29 protein-coding genes are annotated in these 13751 nt (G+C 69.4%); 5 read left to right on the top strand and 24 right to left on the bottom strand.

The features are described 5' to 3' along the window. Positions 1-83 precede the first annotated feature (83 nt). The 24 genes from AB0F51_RS13220 to AB0F51_RS13105 all read right to left on the bottom strand — a co-directional run bounded on the left by AB0F51_RS13220 (position 84) and on the right by AB0F51_RS13105 (position 9906). On the bottom strand, positions 84-263 hold the full coding sequence (locus tag AB0F51_RS13220) for a hypothetical protein (RefSeq protein ID WP_360278602.1): 180 nt from the start codon (positions 261-263) through the stop codon (positions 84-86). Then, positions 260-469 (bottom strand): hypothetical protein, encoded by a 210-nt coding sequence (locus tag AB0F51_RS13215; protein WP_360278599.1) that lies wholly within the window; start codon positions 467-469, stop codon positions 260-262. Before AB0F51_RS13215 ends, AB0F51_RS13220 begins: the two co-directional genes overlap by 4 nt. Beyond that, entirely contained in the window at positions 466-792 is a 327-nt protein-coding gene (locus AB0F51_RS13210) for a hypothetical protein (RefSeq protein ID WP_360278596.1), read from the bottom strand. Before AB0F51_RS13210 ends, AB0F51_RS13215 begins: the two co-directional genes overlap by 4 nt. Continuing rightward, complete coding sequence (locus AB0F51_RS13205; RefSeq protein WP_360278593.1) at positions 789-1244, bottom strand: hypothetical protein; 456 nt, start codon at positions 1242-1244, stop codon at positions 789-791. The genes AB0F51_RS13210 and AB0F51_RS13205 overlap by 4 nt, the downstream gene beginning before the upstream one ends. A 157-nt stretch (positions 1245-1401) precedes the next feature. After that, positions 1402-1794, bottom strand: a complete 393-nt coding sequence (locus AB0F51_RS13200; protein ID WP_360278590.1) for a hypothetical protein — start codon at positions 1792-1794, stop codon at positions 1402-1404. After that, positions 1791-2264 carry an XF1762 family protein gene (locus tag AB0F51_RS13195; RefSeq protein ID WP_360278587.1) on the bottom strand — a complete coding sequence of 158 codons (474 nt, stop codon included), beginning with the start codon at positions 2262-2264 and terminating at the stop codon, positions 1791-1793. Before AB0F51_RS13195 ends, AB0F51_RS13200 begins: the two co-directional genes overlap by 4 nt. Further along, positions 2261-2983 carry a hypothetical protein gene (locus tag AB0F51_RS13190; protein ID WP_360278584.1) on the bottom strand — a complete coding sequence of 241 codons (723 nt, stop codon included), beginning with the start codon at positions 2981-2983 and terminating at the stop codon, positions 2261-2263. Before AB0F51_RS13190 ends, AB0F51_RS13195 begins: the two co-directional genes overlap by 4 nt. A gap of 13 nt (positions 2984-2996) precedes the next feature. Then, positions 2997-3734, bottom strand: a complete 738-nt coding sequence (locus AB0F51_RS13185) for a hypothetical protein (RefSeq protein ID WP_360278582.1) — start codon at positions 3732-3734, stop codon at positions 2997-2999. A gap of 5 nt (positions 3735-3739) precedes the next feature. Continuing rightward, positions 3740-4222, bottom strand: a complete 483-nt coding sequence (locus tag AB0F51_RS13180; RefSeq protein WP_360278579.1) for a hypothetical protein — start codon at positions 4220-4222, stop codon at positions 3740-3742. Positions 4223-4225: 3 nt separating this feature from the next. Next, the gene (locus AB0F51_RS13175) at positions 4226-4534 is read right to left on the bottom strand and encodes a hypothetical protein (protein WP_360278577.1); all 309 of its coding nucleotides are present in this window, start codon (positions 4532-4534) and stop codon (positions 4226-4228) included. Positions 4535-4536: 2 nt separating this feature from the next. Continuing rightward, the gene (locus AB0F51_RS13170) at positions 4537-5007 is read right to left on the bottom strand and encodes a RusA family crossover junction endodeoxyribonuclease (RefSeq protein WP_360278574.1); all 471 of its coding nucleotides are present in this window, start codon (positions 5005-5007) and stop codon (positions 4537-4539) included. Next, on the bottom strand, positions 5004-5255 hold the full coding sequence (locus AB0F51_RS13165; RefSeq protein ID WP_360278571.1) for a hypothetical protein: 252 nt from the start codon (positions 5253-5255) through the stop codon (positions 5004-5006). Before AB0F51_RS13165 ends, AB0F51_RS13170 begins: the two co-directional genes overlap by 4 nt. Further along, entirely contained in the window at positions 5252-5491 is a 240-nt protein-coding gene (locus tag AB0F51_RS13160) for a hypothetical protein (RefSeq protein WP_360278569.1), read from the bottom strand. Before AB0F51_RS13160 ends, AB0F51_RS13165 begins: the two co-directional genes overlap by 4 nt. Further along, positions 5491-5757 carry a hypothetical protein gene (locus tag AB0F51_RS13155; RefSeq protein WP_360278566.1) on the bottom strand — a complete coding sequence of 89 codons (267 nt, stop codon included), beginning with the start codon at positions 5755-5757 and terminating at the stop codon, positions 5491-5493. Before AB0F51_RS13155 ends, AB0F51_RS13160 begins: the two co-directional genes overlap by 1 nt. Continuing rightward, entirely contained in the window at positions 5754-6122 is a 369-nt protein-coding gene (locus AB0F51_RS13150) for a hypothetical protein (RefSeq protein ID WP_360278563.1), read from the bottom strand. The genes AB0F51_RS13155 and AB0F51_RS13150 overlap by 4 nt, the downstream gene beginning before the upstream one ends. A 23-nt stretch (positions 6123-6145) precedes the next feature. Beyond that, positions 6146-6463 carry a hypothetical protein gene (locus AB0F51_RS13145; protein ID WP_360278561.1) on the bottom strand — a complete coding sequence of 106 codons (318 nt, stop codon included), beginning with the start codon at positions 6461-6463 and terminating at the stop codon, positions 6146-6148. Next, positions 6463-7557 carry an ERF family protein gene (locus tag AB0F51_RS13140; RefSeq protein WP_360278558.1) on the bottom strand — a complete coding sequence of 365 codons (1095 nt, stop codon included), beginning with the start codon at positions 7555-7557 and terminating at the stop codon, positions 6463-6465. The genes AB0F51_RS13145 and AB0F51_RS13140 overlap by 1 nt, the downstream gene beginning before the upstream one ends. After that, positions 7554-7682, bottom strand: a complete 129-nt coding sequence (locus AB0F51_RS13135) for a hypothetical protein (RefSeq protein WP_360278555.1) — start codon at positions 7680-7682, stop codon at positions 7554-7556. Before AB0F51_RS13135 ends, AB0F51_RS13140 begins: the two co-directional genes overlap by 4 nt. After that, positions 7679-8068 (bottom strand): hypothetical protein, encoded by a 390-nt coding sequence (locus AB0F51_RS13130; RefSeq protein ID WP_360278552.1) that lies wholly within the window; start codon positions 8066-8068, stop codon positions 7679-7681. The genes AB0F51_RS13135 and AB0F51_RS13130 overlap by 4 nt, the downstream gene beginning before the upstream one ends. Further along, positions 8061-8396, bottom strand: coding sequence for a hypothetical protein (locus tag AB0F51_RS13125; protein WP_360278549.1), 336 nt, complete (start codon positions 8394-8396; stop codon positions 8061-8063). Before AB0F51_RS13125 ends, AB0F51_RS13130 begins: the two co-directional genes overlap by 8 nt. Continuing rightward, on the bottom strand, positions 8393-8668 hold the full coding sequence (locus AB0F51_RS13120) for a hypothetical protein (RefSeq protein WP_360278547.1): 276 nt from the start codon (positions 8666-8668) through the stop codon (positions 8393-8395). The genes AB0F51_RS13125 and AB0F51_RS13120 overlap by 4 nt, the downstream gene beginning before the upstream one ends. Further along, complete coding sequence (locus AB0F51_RS13115) at positions 8665-9054, bottom strand: hypothetical protein (RefSeq protein WP_360278544.1); 390 nt, start codon at positions 9052-9054, stop codon at positions 8665-8667. The genes AB0F51_RS13120 and AB0F51_RS13115 overlap by 4 nt, the downstream gene beginning before the upstream one ends. After that, entirely contained in the window at positions 9051-9566 is a 516-nt protein-coding gene (locus AB0F51_RS13110) for a hypothetical protein (RefSeq protein ID WP_360278541.1), read from the bottom strand. Before AB0F51_RS13110 ends, AB0F51_RS13115 begins: the two co-directional genes overlap by 4 nt. Before the next feature lie 112 nt (positions 9567-9678). Then, the gene (locus AB0F51_RS13105) at positions 9679-9906 is read right to left on the bottom strand and encodes a helix-turn-helix transcriptional regulator (protein ID WP_360278538.1); all 228 of its coding nucleotides are present in this window, start codon (positions 9904-9906) and stop codon (positions 9679-9681) included. A gap of 113 nt (positions 9907-10019) precedes the next feature. On the opposite strand from AB0F51_RS13105, the gene AB0F51_RS13100 reads away from it, so the two are divergent. The 5 genes from AB0F51_RS13100 (at position 10020) to AB0F51_RS13080 (ending at position 13751) form a co-directional block, all read left to right on the top strand. Beyond that, positions 10020-10295, top strand: coding sequence for a helix-turn-helix transcriptional regulator (locus tag AB0F51_RS13100; protein WP_360278535.1), 276 nt, complete (start codon positions 10020-10022; stop codon positions 10293-10295). Between the two features lie 96 nt (positions 10296-10391). Further along, positions 10392-11714, top strand: a complete 1323-nt coding sequence (hemL, locus tag AB0F51_RS13095; RefSeq protein ID WP_360278532.1) for a glutamate-1-semialdehyde 2,1-aminomutase — start codon at positions 10392-10394, stop codon at positions 11712-11714. 38 nt (positions 11715-11752) lie between these two features. After that, a complete protein-coding gene (locus AB0F51_RS13090) occupies positions 11753-12376 on the top strand; it encodes a histidine phosphatase family protein (protein WP_360279730.1) in 624 nt (207 codons plus the stop codon). Next, on the top strand, positions 12376-12990 hold the full coding sequence (locus tag AB0F51_RS13085) for a TlpA disulfide reductase family protein (RefSeq protein WP_360278529.1): 615 nt from the start codon (positions 12376-12378) through the stop codon (positions 12988-12990). The genes AB0F51_RS13090 and AB0F51_RS13085 overlap by 1 nt, the downstream gene beginning before the upstream one ends. Positions 12991-13031: 41 nt before the next feature. Beyond that, positions 13032-13751 carry a cytochrome c biogenesis protein CcdA gene (locus AB0F51_RS13080; protein WP_360279727.1) on the top strand — a complete coding sequence of 240 codons (720 nt, stop codon included), beginning with the start codon at positions 13032-13034 and terminating at the stop codon, positions 13749-13751.

The following is a 13751-nucleotide window of genomic DNA, read 5'->3' as shown; positions in this document are numbered from 1 at the left end:
CGATTCGAGCTTGGCGATGCGACGGCCTTGGCGGATGAGGCTGAGGCATGCGATGAGGAGACCGAGGGCGAGCAACACGTCGGTCATCGCACCTTGCCGATCGGGTCGCGGTACCAGGCGGGGGTGTACTTGCGGCTCGGGTGACCGAGGACGTGCAGGATCTGAGCGCGCTGGGTTGCGGTCAGCTCGAACGGTTCGTAGTGAGGGCAGGCCTTGCAGTAGCAGGTGGCCAGGCAGTATCGGCCGGGGGCGAGGGCGCTCATCGCGGTGCTGGCCTTCGGCTCAGGCAGGTGTCGAGGTGGGCGACGGCGATCAGCTGGTTGGCGCCGCAGTTGCAGTGCTGGGGCCGGCGTACGGGGTGGACGTGTGGGCGTGGGCGGTGGGGGTGGGTGGCGAGCCATTCCCCGAACTCCCGTACTGCGGTGAGGTCGTCGGCGCCGGGCTTGCGTGGCCCGCAGAGGAAGCTCATGCCTGCTCGGCCCCCATGCGCTGTTGGGTTGCGCGTACGACCTCGGTCATGGCTGCGCGGTCCTCGTCGGTCCACTCGCCGCTGCCGAGGACGCGGATCGTCTGGCCGTCGACCTCGAGCGGCCTGCAGGTGTCCGGGTCGCCCTGGTCGTCGTCCGCCTGGTCCGCCTGGTCCTCGTCGGTCCACTCGTCGAGCAGCTGGTCGAGGTCGTGCTCGAGCGCGTCGAGGCGGTAGTGGGCCTGCTGCAGCGACCAGCAGAGGCCGAGGATGCACACCATCGCGGCGACGAACAGGGCGCCGAGTACTTGATCGGCGGTGCTCATGCGTGGGGCCTTCCGCCGCAGTTGCGGCCGTCGCAGGTGATCTCGTCGGCGGGGTCGTCTTCGGGGCGGTGGGCCTGATGGCCGGGATCGCCTGGGTAGCGGCGAACCTCGATGCCGTCGAGAGGGGCGGTCCACGGGTCGGCAGTAGGCGCGTGCTGGTCCTGGCAGGCCGGCCAGGTGGCGTGCCCGCACTCGGGCCGGTCGACGGGTACGACGCGGCCGGCCAGCTGGCAGTACTCGGTGTGCGGCTGGCCAGGAGTCGAGTGGCAACTGGGGCACTCGGCAACGACCCGCCGCCACAGGATCGTCTGGCCATCGGCCTGCTCGTAGCTGATGTGGTCGCCAGCGATGTGCACAACCATCGTCCGGTTGAAGGGCTCACCGGGCGGGATTCCGAGGGCCTCGAGAGCGGCCCAAACGGTGGCTCTCGGGATGGTCTCTACGGCGGTCATTTTCGGGGGTCCTTTCGCGTATAGCCCGGCACTAAGCCAGCCATCTAGATACGGGGGTTACGGGTGGTCTTTACGGGTGGTGTGACTTCCAGAGGTCACGCTTTCTCGGGCGTTTAGTCACGCTTTTAGTCACGCATTAGGGGTTTATCCACAGGCCCTATGTGTGACTTCCAGAGGTCACGCTTTCTGGCCCGTCCGGATCGCCCGGATTGCGTGACTCCTGGGGGTCACGCTTTAGCTGAATAATTCGGGCGCCTTCTCGGTGGTAACTGGACAGCTTCGTGATCACCCAGTTCTGCTGCTGGCCGCGGTGCACCTTGCTGTGCACGGGCCGGATGAGGGCCCGGTCCTTCAGCCGCTTGAGGGCCTGTCGGACGCTGGCCGGCGTCGACCTGGCCTTGTACGCGAGGATCTCGGCCGAGCACTCGTTGGCGGCCGTGCGGTCCTTGTCGTGGGCGTCCTCGGCCAGGCAGATGAGCACGCGGAAGTCGAGCGGGGGCAGGTCGTCCGGGGCGTGGTGGAGCACCTCACCGACGATCCGGCCGCTCATATCGCCTCCCACAACGTGCGAGTGGTGGACAGGTACGACCCGTTGTCGCGTGGCCTACTGGGCATGTCCCACCCACCTCGAGGCGGACGTTCCGCCAACACACGCCAGCCAGCAGCTCGAAGGCTTGTGCCGGGCTCGTTCGACTGGGTGTAGGTGACCAAGCGGCGATAGCCGAGCGCCTTCGCAGCACGCCACGCAGCCCCGTACAGCAGGGAGTTGACGTTGGGTGTGCCGTCAGCGGCCGTGCGGGTCACCTCGAGCGTGAGACCGTCGTCGAGGCCGCGAGCTACCGGCCGGCCAACGATGGCGACGCCAACCAGTTGGTCGTTGTCGTCGGCGGCGCCGAGACAGAACACCATGCCAACAGGCCCAGGAAGGTGCCGGTGCCAGGCCTCCACGAAGCGGACGGCGTCTCGGAAGCGGAGCGGTACTACGCGCAGCCGGGCCGCCCCCAGCGGCATGGGGGTCATGCGATCGCCCGCCCTGCAGGCTGAGCGGCCGGGTCGTCGAGCTGCTCGTCGTCCCACGCCAGCGGAGGCACCCAGCCGCGGGCCTGGGCCATGTTCCGGGCGCGAGTAGCCGAGCAGCGCTCCCGGTGCGTGGTCTCTGGCGGCGGGGTCATCGACAGCTCGGCGTACAGGGGCCTGATCGCGTTGCTAGTGGCAACGAGCAGGGCCGGGCGGCTGCCATCCATCACCGGCGTGAAGTTCGACGGCGTGATGCCCAGACGCCTCGCGAGCTTGGCCTGGGAGTAGCCGAGCGCGACGAGGGCGCGGAGCCGACGTACGTAGATCGTCGCGTCGACCAGGGCGTGGTCCGCGAGGTCGAGCTGGACGGCCAGCAGCCGTTCGGCGGTCTCCTTGCGGAGACGCTTCGTGGGGCCGCGGCCGCGCTTGTCGTGCAGCAGGGCGTACACGCCGCTCCCGCTCACCTCGGCGCGCTTGGCGACCTGCCTCCAGCCCATCCCGCCCGCCTGCAGCTTCTTGACGTGCAGGCGGGCGGGTTCGGCGTCGACGAGGTTGGAGCGGCCGTACACGCGCTGCCGGTTCAGGTTCGCTGCGTAGTCGCTGTTGGCAGCTCCGCAGGGGTAGCAGCGGCACTTGTCGTGGACGTAGCAGGCGCGCGTGCCGTGCTCGTGCTGTGTGTTCGGGTGGTGGCACGGCTTAGGCGTGCGGTCGACGTCAGGCATCGCGGATTCGCTCTCACGGTGTCGTGGTTGGGAGGCTCAACGGCGCCTTCGGCAGAGACAGCTGCAGCGTGGTGAGTCGCTGGTTGATCGGGCCCATCAGTACGGCGGCCCAGAACGCGCATCCGTCGCCGTGGCCTGTGCCGGCGGTCACCCAGGGGTGTACGCCGTCCTGCAGGTACATCGGGATCCGGTTGGGGCTTGAGGCGAACCACACGGACCAGGGCACGATCTGCGAGGGGGCCAGTTGGTCGCGGATCTGAGCGTTGATCCAGCCGCTGTTGCGCTGATCCGACAGCTGTACCGCGTCGGGTTCGCCGGTGCGGGCGGCCTGTACGTCGACCCACAGCAACCGGTCGGGAACGAGCAGGTAGGCGCTAGTGCGCTGGATCTGTGTGGCCATCACGGTCGGGTCGAAGATGTCGTTCGAGCCTTTGGCCATGACGACGAGAGGCGCGACCACGGGCTGTGCTGTGAGCCAGTCGACTGCGGGGGTCGTCGGCCGGCCGGACCAGTAGTTGACCGCGAGCGTCTTCCCCTTGGCTGCGAGGGCATCGCGGAGATCGGTCCAACACCTAGTGGTGATGGAGTCGCCGACGAGCAGGACGTCAGCGGTTGCCGGATCGCCGATGGTGCCGTGGGCAAGGGTCTGCCAGGCTCCGATATCGCCGGATCCGTAGCCGGCGCCTGCCGGTGATGCGGCGGCGACCAGGAGGGCCGCGGTGGTCACGAGCGCTGCGAGCGCTCGCTTCACGTTGTTCAGCATGAGTTCCCCGCTTCGTTGGTTTGGGTGTCGTCGCGGACCCACTGCATGACGGGTCGCGGCGGGAGCAGATCGCAGAAGGCCGGCCCGCATTGGGTGCGCGGGTGTACGCCGTACTGCGTGGTGTGGTCGCCGAACTCGGTCTGAGCTCGGGTGAGCGTGTACGTCGCGCCGCACTTCGGGCAGCGCCATCCGCAGCCCTCGGAGCGCCAGGAGCGGCCGAGGAAGCGCACGCCAGGGCAGGCATTGCGGTGAGTGCCGTGGGCCGGGCAGAGCTCGGCAGCGGGCCGACCGGGATACCAACCGGGCTGCTCCTGGCAGCGACAGCCGGTGGTGAGCTGCAGCATCGGGCGACGCCACCCGCCGGCGAAGTACGAACGCCAGTGCGCCCGGCTGAAGGCCGCGGTGATCTGCCGTACGGCGGCACGGACCGACTCTGCGTCGAAGTGGACGGTGACGTCGATGTTTTCCAGGGCCACGGCTCAGTCCTCGTTGCCCTCGTCGAAGATCCCCAGCTCATCGAGCGTCCCCCGCATCAACGGCGGGATCTGGTCCACGAGCTCGGGGAGCCTGTGGACGGTCTCCTGCCGCTTCCCGAGCGTCCCGTCCTTCAGGTACGGGTACGCGGTGCCGAAGACGATGCAGCCGTGCCCGCCGCCTTGGGCGGGGTAGATGGTGCGAGTGATCTCGACGACGCGGGCGCGCCTGTACCCGCCGTCGAACCACTCGACGTCGAACCAGTCGATCGGGTCGAGCTCGACCTGGGTCTTGAACTCCTTGCGCACCTTCACGGTCAGGCTCCTATCGGGTAGATGCGGATGACGACGCCGGGACGGTCGAGGCAGTCAGCCGGGTCGATCCACGGGACGGATGGGGAGTCGGGGTAGCGCTTCCACACGGTCAGGCCGCACACCTGCGCGTCGTTGCCGAAGACACCGGACTGGGCCAGGCCGTCGAGCAGGGCGCGGCCGAGCTTGTCGACGTCGCCGTGCCCGGGCGACACGGTCATCGGCCAGGCGCGGACTCTCAGCGGCACGGTGCGCGGCCGCGGGATCGTGTGGGTCGCGACGACACGCAAGGGCCCTACCAGCCCCGTGACTGGTAGGGCCCGCCCGGCCTTCTCGACGCGTGCGCGCCACCCCTTGAGCTCAGATTCGTTGTCTGGCTGGAGGTTCTGGAAGGTGCCCGGTAGGTGCCGGCCCTTGCAGGTCATCGAGCCCTGGGGTTTCGGGGCACCGAAGACCTGCACGGCCCACTCGGTCAATCTGGGTCCTCCTCCGCAACGACCGGGGAGGCGGCCAGCGCACGAGCAGCTGCGTTGAACAGGCGCCAGGTCGTCTCGGCGATGACCGCGGTTCCGTCAGGGAACCGGACCACCAGGGCGACGCTGGCCCGTCCGTTGGCGGTGCCGTTGCGGAGCAGCCCGATCCGCTCGAGCGTGCCGTGCCCGTTCGGGTCGACGTCGTTCCACGGCGTCTGCCCAACGTCCGGCGTGATCGTCAGCGGGATCACGCCGGACCGTCCTCGACCGGATCCGCGCTCGGTGCGGGGGTGGCCGGCCGAAGGTCGAACGTGATCCGGACCTGGCCCTTGCTGGTCAGGAACTCGCACTGATTCGAGCTCGCGACCAGGTGATCGGCCAGGCTGCGCGCGTCGGTGAAGTCGTCCGCGCCGAACTCCTCGAGCAACACCTCGAGCTTGGCCGTGGTGAGCATGTCGTCGTACGGGTTGCTCAGCCGCTTGGCCATCAGCGGGTCTCCTTCGCGGGGATCGGGAGCAGGCTGCCGAACTGGGCCCGCACGAAGGCGTCCTTCGCCTCGAGCAGCTTCCGCAGCGCGACGGTGAGCTCGGGGCTGTCCGGCGTGGTCAGCAGCATCGAGACAGCCAGCTGGCAGCAGGCCTCGGACGCCAGCCGGGCATCGCCCGTCAGGTGGTCGTACGCGAAGTACTGGCCGACCTGGCGGGTCGCGTTGTAGCGGCCCTCCAGCGCCTCGAACAGCGTGTTCTGGATCACTGGGGACCCTCCGCGTCGTCGTCGTCCTCGGGGTCGCCGGTGGGCAGCACGGTGACGCCGTCCGGGTCGTGCTCGTCGAACGGCAGCGGGGTGTGGCCGAGCCGCTCTTCGGCCTTGCGCATGACCTCCTCGCGGATCGCCTGCGACACCTCGTCGACCTCGCCGAGCGGCTCGATCTTCAGGACCCGCAGCGTCGGGATCTCGTCGCCGGTGTCGAGGTTCCGCTTGATCTCGAGGACGTCGCCCCAGACGACGTACAAGCGCTGGGTCTTCGGGGTCTGCAGCAGGTCGGCGAGCACCGAGTGCATGCCGTTGCTCTCCGGTGAGGCGGGCAGCCGCCCGGCGAGCTTCACTTCAGTGGACACGGTTCTCCTTGTGGGGTTGGCGATCAGAGGTCGAACAGGGCGGGCGGCGGGTCGGGCCGCGGCTTGGGGGTGGATGCCGGCCGATCGGGGCAGGTGCCGAAGTGGGCGGCGTACCGCTGGTACGGCGCACCGACCGCCGGGTGGTCCTTCGAGATGACGAAGCCGTGGAAGCCCGCGCCGATCTGGCGGGCGCACACGTTGCCGTCAGCAACGGGCAGCGGGTCACAGGGGACGCGGCCGCCGGTGTACGTCATCTTCACGAACACGATCCGGGCGCCGCAGCTGTCGCAGGTCGCGGGGCCGGTCTTGCGGACGGTGCGCGAGCGGGAGCGGCGAGGCATCACACGCCCCCGCTCGCGGTGTCCGATCCCGCATGCACACGGGAGTCACCGGACGCGCCTTGGGCGCCGGCGGCGGGATCGGAGTCTTGGAGTAGTGGGCCGGGCATGTTGCCGGTCCGCTGGGCAATGTCGACGTCGGCCTTCAGCGCCTGCAGTACGACGGAAGCGTCGGCGTCGGTGAGATCACCGCGGGACTTGATCGTCCGGCCGAGTGTCCTCGTCAGGTACTCGATCTGCCCGGCGCGGTCCTCCTTGTAGCCGAGCTTCTCGAAGAGCACGAACATGTGCGCCTGGTCGCGCCTGCTCATCGGCTCCTGCCGGGCCTCGGGATCGCTTGAGGGCGGCGGGGTCGTCGGATCGCTGCCGGCGTCGGCAGTGGGAAGGCTCGTCAGGTACGCGGCGAACGCCCGCAGCTGGCCGGCGGTCGCCGTGGTCAGGACGCCACCCTTCGACCAGGTACGGAAGAGCTCGGCCGCCTGCTCTTGGTTGAACTCGCCGTAGTGAAGCGCCCACGCGCCCCGTACGGCGTCGGCAGCGTGCTTGAGCTCCGACGCTGCCTGGGCCTGCTCGGCCTCGGCCTCGGCGGCTGCCTGGGCCTGCCGATCGGCGCGCTGGGCCTGGCGGTCAGCTTCGGCGGCGGCCGCGTCATCGTCATCCTCGGGAGACACACCAGTGACTGCGCACAAGGCGTACCGGCGGGCATAGGTGATCTGCGATCCCATCGCCTGCGGAGAGCGGACGTCCTCGGACAGCGGGTAGAGACCGCCGAGCCGCTGGCCGCTGGCGTGGAGCAGTTCGTACCGCAGTACGAACCGGTTCGCGATGAGCGTCGGCCAGGCGGTGAACGACAGGCCGTGCTTGCCGAGCAGCGGCAGCACCGAGGCGGCGACCGTGGCAAGGCCGGCGTACTTGTAGGTGTAGGAGACGGGCTTGCCCTGCTTGGTTTCGCCGGTGACCTTGGCGACCTCGCGGGCGACGATCGCGGGCAGCTCGGCCTGCACGTGAGCGAGCGCGGCCGCCAGCTGGTCGACGCCCGGGGGCTCGACCTGCGGCGCCTGCTGGATCTCCGGCGTTGGCTCGGCAGTGGTGGTCACAGGTCGTCGTCTCCGTAGTCGGCCAGGCAGATGCCGTCGTCGTCGTGGTCCTCTCCGTAGTGGCCGCACTCGCAAAGGTCTGCGTCGGCGTCGGAGGGGTCGAAGCAGTAGCAACTGCAGGTCATCGGTGGTCCTCGTGCTCGTGGTCGGGGCCCCACAGGGCCCGCTGCTCCATCTCCCGCAGTACTGCGGCCGCGCGGGCCGCGTCCTGCGGGTCGGTGTCCTCGTGCAGCGCGATGCCGGCGATGAACGCGACCGCGGTGGCCAGCAGGTCGCCGATCCGCATCGGGTCGTCGTCGAGGTCGGCCCAGATCGCGCCGACGATCGCGTCGAACTCCTCGGCGGTGAGTGGAGCCGGTACGCCGGTCACCGCTTCGTCGTGCGCATTGGTGCAGCAGACAAGCGGGCAGGTCGGCGCGTGTCCGGTGGCCGGAGATGCCGTAGCAGCGGCACCCCCGGCCTTCGGGTCCTCGAGCTCGGTGGGAACGAGGACCAGCTCTGGATCAGGCACCGTTGCCTCCGGCCATGAAGCGGTCGACGCGGGCCTGCTGCGCGGCCTCGTCCGGATCCGGCGACCACGGCTCGGCCGACTCGCACTCCGGCGGGATGCCGCCGATCGCCTCCTCGACCACGGCCAGGGCGTCAGCGAGCTTGTCCATCGCGTGCCGGCGTACCGCCAGGTCGGTTGCCCGGAGGATCGCCTTCGCGAGCTCCGCTGTACGGGCCGGACCGATCAGGCCGGCCACCGTGCGGGACAGCGCGGGCGCGGTTCCCTCGAGGGAGTCGGACAGCTCTTGCTCGGCGGTCCGGTAGTGCGGCCGCTCGTCGACGGCCGTCACGACTTGCGCCTCTCGTCGAGCAGCGACGTCGCGACGATGCGCACGACCTGCTCGATCCGGAACCCGCTGTCGAGCGTGCGCGCGGTGCCCGCCCCGGTGTGGCGGGCGTGCCACGCCCACTCCTCGGCATCGGCCGGCGCCCACAGCGTGGTCAGGATCTCGCCGGTATCGACGGCCCGGATCTCAACGGCCATCTCGTGCTCGACCAGGCGGGCGGTGAAGCTGCCGTGCTGGTTGAACGCGTCGGCCGCCTGCTTCGCAAGGGCGCTCATCGCTCGACCACGACCCAGTCGTGACCGAAGAACGGCTCCTGAGCCCGGCAGGTCTTCCCCGGCTCCCACGAGCCGTACTGCCTCTCGCCGTAGGCCATCAACATCGGTGCGGGCAGCGACGGGCCGTGCGAAATCCCGATGCGGTCGACGACCATGAAGTCGGTCGGGTTTACCCACAGGCGATCGCCGACCTTCAGGTCGTTGCCAGGGATCGGGGTCAACCCCGAAGCGGCGACGTACGACGCCGGGGTGGTCTTCTCGAGCTCGTCGGCCAGGTCGCGCAGGCGGTCGACGACTGTGCCGCGAGCTTCGCAACCGCCCGGGCAGATGTACGGGGACCGGCAGATCGGGTTGGGGCACGCCGGGGCCGCGATGGTGGCGGTCACGGGAGCATCACCCACTGACCGCAGCCCTGGCTGGAGAACGCCACGTCATCCGGGCCGATGGCAACGACCTGCGGGCCGTTCACGAACCCCTTGGACATGACGCCCTCCGGCTCGCCGGACAGGTCACGCAGTCGTTCCCAGAAGCACCACTCGCCACCCTCGGACCGGTAGGTGCCGCGCTTGATCTCCTTGCCGATCAGCCAGGTCCCGTCGCCCTTCACGTGGTCGCTGAGCTTCGGCGAGTACTCGACCGGCTTGGTCCGCTGCGGTGCTGCAGCGCCGGGCTTGACGGTCGGGGTGACGACCACGGCAGCCGTGTCGGCGGCGCGGGTCGCGGTGGCGTCGCGGTACACGACGTACGCCACCACCATGACGATCACGGCGAAGATGGCGCCGGCCGCGATCAGGTAGCCGTGATCAGCGACGCTGCTGCGCTGCCGAGCTTCGGCCTTCTCGGTCAGCGGGTAGCCCGGCGTCGGCCGGGCGTACTGCGGGAACTTCGGTTCACTCATGGGTCCTGCTCCGATCAGGAAGAGGCGGCCGTCCCGGCGGGGTGGAGTCACCCGCAGTACCGGCGACGGGGGGCACACCGGCACGGGTTGTGGCCCGACCGGGACGGCCTGCTCAGGTGGTGGCCGGTTGCTCGGCCAGTAGGGCGGCCAGCGGCACGCCGAGGTGGTCAGCCACGGCAGTGAGCTCGTCGACGTTGAAGGCGACCTCGCCGCGCAACCGCTTGGAGACGCTGGTCTGCGGGAGGCCGAGCTTGGAGGCGATCGCGACCTGCGAGATCCCCCGCCGCGCCATCTCAGCCCGGACGTTTGCGCCGATGCGCTGTGCTGGGGTGTCGGTCATGACGACTGTTTTAGTCGCTGGACGACTAGTCAGTCAAGTTCTAAGTCAGAACTTTCTGACCCTGAGTATTCTGTGAGCTTGTAGGTGATCCTCTGGCGGGATATTCTCCGCTCATGAGCACCCTGACGGTCGTCCCGGATCAGCCCGCCCGGCTGACGGAGCAAGTTGCCGCCGAGGTCCGCGCCCACATGGCCCGTGCGCGGATCAATCAGACCCAGCTGGCCGAGGTCCTGGGCATCACACAGTCGAGCGTTTCGAAGCGCCTGCGAGGGGTGATCGCGTTCAACGTCGACGAGCTTCAGCAGGTCGCCGGCCTCTTGGGCGTGCATCCCGCGGCGTTGCTTGGGGGTAACCCGCCGTCACCAAACGGGCCTGTTATTGGCGCGTAACAACGCACAAGTGAAGCCCCCAGGCGCGGCCGGTCCGCCGGAACGGTCCGTAGCGGGCGGTCCCCGCCCGCCCGGCGGACCGGTCGGTCGGGGAGAATGGCGGCCGTGCCCGACCACACCAAGCTTTCCGCCGACCTGTTCGACCGAGCCTCCGCCGTCACGCCGGGCGGGGTGAACTCTCCCGTCCGGGCCTTCCGTGCCGTCGGCGGCGTGCCGCGGTTCATGGCCTCCGGTGACGGATGTCACATCACCGATGTCGACGGCAACACCTACGTCGACCTGGTCTGCTCCTGGGGCCCGATGCTGCTCGGCCACGCCCATCCCGAGGTGACGGCGGCCGTCCAGGCGGCGGTCAGCCGCGGTACGTCGTACGGGACGCCGACCGAGAACGAGGTGCTGCTGGCCGAGGAGATCGTCGGGCGGACCCCGGTCGACAAGGTCCGGCTGGTCTCGTCGGGGACCGAGGCGACGATGTCGGCGCTGCGGCTGGCCCGCGGGTTCACCGGGCGGGACAAGATCGTCAAGTTCGCCGGCTGCTACCACGGTCACGTCGACGCGCTGCTGGCGCAGGCGGGCTCGGGCGTCATCACCCTCGGCATCCCCGGTACGCCGGGCGTCACCGAGGCGACCACGGCCGACACGATCGTGCTGCCCTACAACGACCAGGCAGCCGTCACCGAGGCCTTCGCGCAGTACGGCGACCAGATCGCCGCGGTGATCACCGAGGCCTCCCCGGGCAACATGGGCGTCGTCCCGCCGGTCGACAACTTCAACGACTTCCTCGCCAGGACCTGCCGGGACAACGGCGCGCTGTTCATCTCCGACGAGGTGATGACCGGCTTCCGGATCACCAGGTCCGGCTGGTACGGCGTGGACGGTGTCCAACCTGACCTGATGACGTTCGGCAAGGTGATGGGTGGCGGCTTCCCGGCCGCGGCGTTCGGCGGACGGGCCGACATCATGGCGCACCTCGCGCCCGAGGGCTCGGTCTACCAGGCGGGCACGCTGTCGGGGAACCCGGTCGCCACGGCGGCCGGCCTGACCACGCTGCGGCTCGCGACCGACGAGGTCTACGGCCGGCTCGACGAGACGTCGGCCACCATCCAGCGGCTGGTCGCGACGGCGCTGGACAAGGAGGGTGTGCCCTATGTCATCCAGAACGCCGGGAACCTCTTCAGCGTCTTCTTCGTGGACTCGGAGGAGGCCAGCGGGCCGATCCGCGACTTCGCCGGGGCCGGAGCCCAGGTGCTGCCACGGTTCGCCGCTTTCTTCCATGCCATGCTGAATGCCGGCGTCTACCTGCCGCCGAGCGCCTTCGAGGCCTGGTTCGTGAGCGCCGCCATCGACGACGACGCACTCGCCCAGCTCGAGACCGCACTGGCGCCGGCTGCCCGCGCCGCCGCGGCTGTAGAGAACTGAAGGGAACGACGGTGACCGAAACGACGGTCGTGCACCTGATGCGTCACGGCGAGGTGCACAACCCGACCGGCGTGCTCTACGGCCGGATCCCCGATTTCCACCTGTCCGAGCTCGGTCGCAAGATGGCCGAGCGGGTCGCCGAGCACGTGGCCGGCCGGGACATCGTGCACCTGGTCAGCTCGCCGCTGGAGCGGGCCCAGGAGACGATGGAGCCGATCGCCAAGACGTTCGGGCTGACCCCGGACATCGACGAGCGGGTGATCGAGGCGGCGAACCTGTTCGAGGGCAAGAAGTTCGGCGTCGGGGACGGCGCGCTGCGCAACCCGAGCGCCTGGTGGCTGCTGCGCAACCCGATGAAGCCGTCCTGGGGTGAGCCGTACCAGCAGCTCGTCCGGCGGATGCGCGACGCGATCGAGACCGCCCGGCAGAAGGCCGCCGGTCACGAGGCGCTGATCGTCTCCCACCAGCTGCCGATCTGGATCGTCCGGTCGGCGATCGAGGGCCGCCGGCTGATGCACGACCCACGCAAGCGGCAGTGCAGCCTGGCCAGCCTCACCTCGTTCACCTTCCACGGCGACTCGATCGTCTCGGTCGGCTACGCCGAACCGGCCAAGGACCTGCTGCCGGTCAAGGACCCCAAGAAGTTCGTGGGCGGCGCCTGATGCGTTCCACCCGTACTGCGCACCCGCTGCCGCCACGCCGCCGCCGCGGCGCGGTGCTCGCCATCGCCGCGGTGCTGCTCACCGCAACGGCCTGTACGTCGGGCCAGGAAGCGAAGGACAGCCGGCAGGGCCAGACGGGTTTCGTCAGCGGTACCGGCCGGGTGTCGAGTTTCGCGCCGGCCGACCGGGTGAAGGCGCCCGACTTCAAGGGCACCACGCTCGACGGCAAGCAGTGGAACTTCTCCGACCAGGCCGGCAAGGTCGTCGTACTGAATGTCTGGGGTTCGTGGTGTCCGCCCTGCCGGAAGGAGGCGCCGGACTTCGCGGCGGCGGCGAAGGAGCTCGGGCCGAACGTCCAGTTCATCGGCCTGAACACGCGCGACCTCGATCCGGCCCCGGCGAAGAAGTTCGTCGAGGCGTTCGAGATCCCCTACCCGAGCATCTACGACCCGGCCGGCAAGCAGCTGCTGCTGTTCCGTGGCCAGAAGATCTCGGCCGTCTCGATTCCGGCGACGCTGGTGATCGACAAGCAGGGCAAGGTGGCCTCCCGGGTGATCGGTGAAGTCACCAAACAGACGCTTCTCGGCATGGTGAACGATGCTGCCGCGGGTTGACCCAGGAATCCGGCACTGTGGGTGAGTGGTTCGCCCAGTCGATGACGGGCTCGATGCTGGTGGCACTGCCGATCGCGGTGCTGGCCGGTGCGATCTCGTTCTTCTCACCCTGCGTGGTTCCGCTGCTGCCCGGCTACCTCTCGTACGTGACCGGCCTGTCCGCGGCCGAGCTCGGGTCCGAGCGACGGGGCCGGATGCTGGCGGGGACGAGTCTGTTCGTGGCCGGGTTCTCCGCCGTGTTCATCCTGACCGGGGTGCTGTTCGGTGCCGTCGGCAACGCTCTGCTCGACCACCAGGCCGTGATCACCAAGGTGCTCGGCGGCGTGACCGTAGTACTGGGCCTGATCTTCCTTGGTGGCTTCGGTTTTCTGCAGCGCGACGTCCGGGTGCACCGAGTGCCGGCCGTCGGGATCGCGGCGGCGCCGTTGCTCGGCGTACTGTTCGGGTTCGGCTGGACGCCGTGTATCGGGCCGACGCTCGGTACGGTGATGAACCTGGCGGCGACCGAGGGCAGTACCGGCCGGGGTGCGACCCTGGCGCTGGTGTTCAGCCTCGGGCTGGGCATCCCGTTCATCGTCGCCGCACTCGCCTTCCGCCGGATGCTCGGTGCGGTGGCCTGGGTCCGCAAGCACCAGGTGCTGGTGATCCGGATCGGCGGCGTGCTGATGATCGCCGTGGGGCTACTGCTGCTGACAGGGGTGTGGGACTCGATGACCGCGGATCTCAGGCAATGGGTCGCCAACTTCGGATCGGCGGTGTGA

It is taken from the genome of Kribbella sp. NPDC023855 (genome assembly GCF_040639475.1).
Classification (GTDB): Bacteria; Actinomycetota; Actinomycetes; order Propionibacteriales; family Kribbellaceae; genus Kribbella.
Note: the sequence above shows the minus strand (reverse complement) of the source record. Positions and strands in the feature narration are given on the sequence as shown.

Excerpts from the sequence above, each read along its gene's own strand:
- AB0F51_RS13215 (WP_360278599.1), bottom strand. The coding sequence starts at position 469 with ATGAGCTTCCTCTGCGGGCCACGCAAGCCCGGCGCCGACGACCTCACC.
- AB0F51_RS13160 (WP_360278569.1), bottom strand. The coding sequence starts at position 5,491 with ATGGCCAAGCGGCTGAGCAACCCGTACGACGACATGCTCACCACGGCC.
- AB0F51_RS13100 (WP_360278535.1), top strand. The coding sequence starts at position 10,020 with ATGAGCACCCTGACGGTCGTCCCGGATCAGCCCGCCCGGCTGACGGAG.
- AB0F51_RS13210 (WP_360278596.1), bottom strand. The coding sequence starts at position 792 with ATGAGCACCGCCGATCAAGTACTCGGCGCCCTGTTCGTCGCCGCGATG.
- AB0F51_RS13200 (WP_360278590.1), bottom strand. The coding sequence starts at position 1,794 with ATGAGCGGCCGGATCGTCGGTGAGGTGCTCCACCACGCCCCGGACGAC.
- AB0F51_RS13205 (WP_360278593.1), bottom strand. The coding sequence starts at position 1,244 with ATGACCGCCGTAGAGACCATCCCGAGAGCCACCGTTTGGGCCGCTCTC.
- AB0F51_RS13190 (WP_360278584.1), bottom strand. The coding sequence starts at position 2,983 with ATGCCTGACGTCGACCGCACGCCTAAGCCGTGCCACCACCCGAACACA.
- AB0F51_RS13090 (WP_360279730.1), top strand. The coding sequence starts at position 11,753 with ATGCGTCACGGCGAGGTGCACAACCCGACCGGCGTGCTCTACGGCCGG.
- AB0F51_RS13080 (WP_360279727.1), top strand. The coding sequence starts at position 13,032 with ATGACGGGCTCGATGCTGGTGGCACTGCCGATCGCGGTGCTGGCCGGT.
- hemL (WP_360278532.1), top strand. The coding sequence starts at position 10,392 with ATGGCGGCCGTGCCCGACCACACCAAGCTTTCCGCCGACCTGTTCGAC.
- AB0F51_RS13195 (WP_360278587.1), bottom strand. The coding sequence starts at position 2,264 with ATGACCCCCATGCCGCTGGGGGCGGCCCGGCTGCGCGTAGTACCGCTC.
- AB0F51_RS13220 (WP_360278602.1), bottom strand. The coding sequence starts at position 263 with ATGAGCGCCCTCGCCCCCGGCCGATACTGCCTGGCCACCTGCTACTGC.
- AB0F51_RS13145 (WP_360278561.1), bottom strand. The coding sequence starts at position 6,463 with ATGCCTCGCCGCTCCCGCTCGCGCACCGTCCGCAAGACCGGCCCCGCG.
- AB0F51_RS13135 (WP_360278555.1), bottom strand. The coding sequence starts at position 7,682 with ATGACCTGCAGTTGCTACTGCTTCGACCCCTCCGACGCCGACGCAGAC.
- AB0F51_RS13120 (WP_360278547.1), bottom strand. The coding sequence starts at position 8,668 with ATGAGCGCCCTTGCGAAGCAGGCGGCCGACGCGTTCAACCAGCACGGC.
- AB0F51_RS13110 (WP_360278541.1), bottom strand. The coding sequence starts at position 9,566 with ATGAGTGAACCGAAGTTCCCGCAGTACGCCCGGCCGACGCCGGGCTAC.
- AB0F51_RS13085 (WP_360278529.1), top strand. The coding sequence starts at position 12,376 with ATGCGTTCCACCCGTACTGCGCACCCGCTGCCGCCACGCCGCCGCCGC.
- AB0F51_RS13105 (WP_360278538.1), bottom strand. The coding sequence starts at position 9,906 with ATGACCGACACCCCAGCACAGCGCATCGGCGCAAACGTCCGGGCTGAG.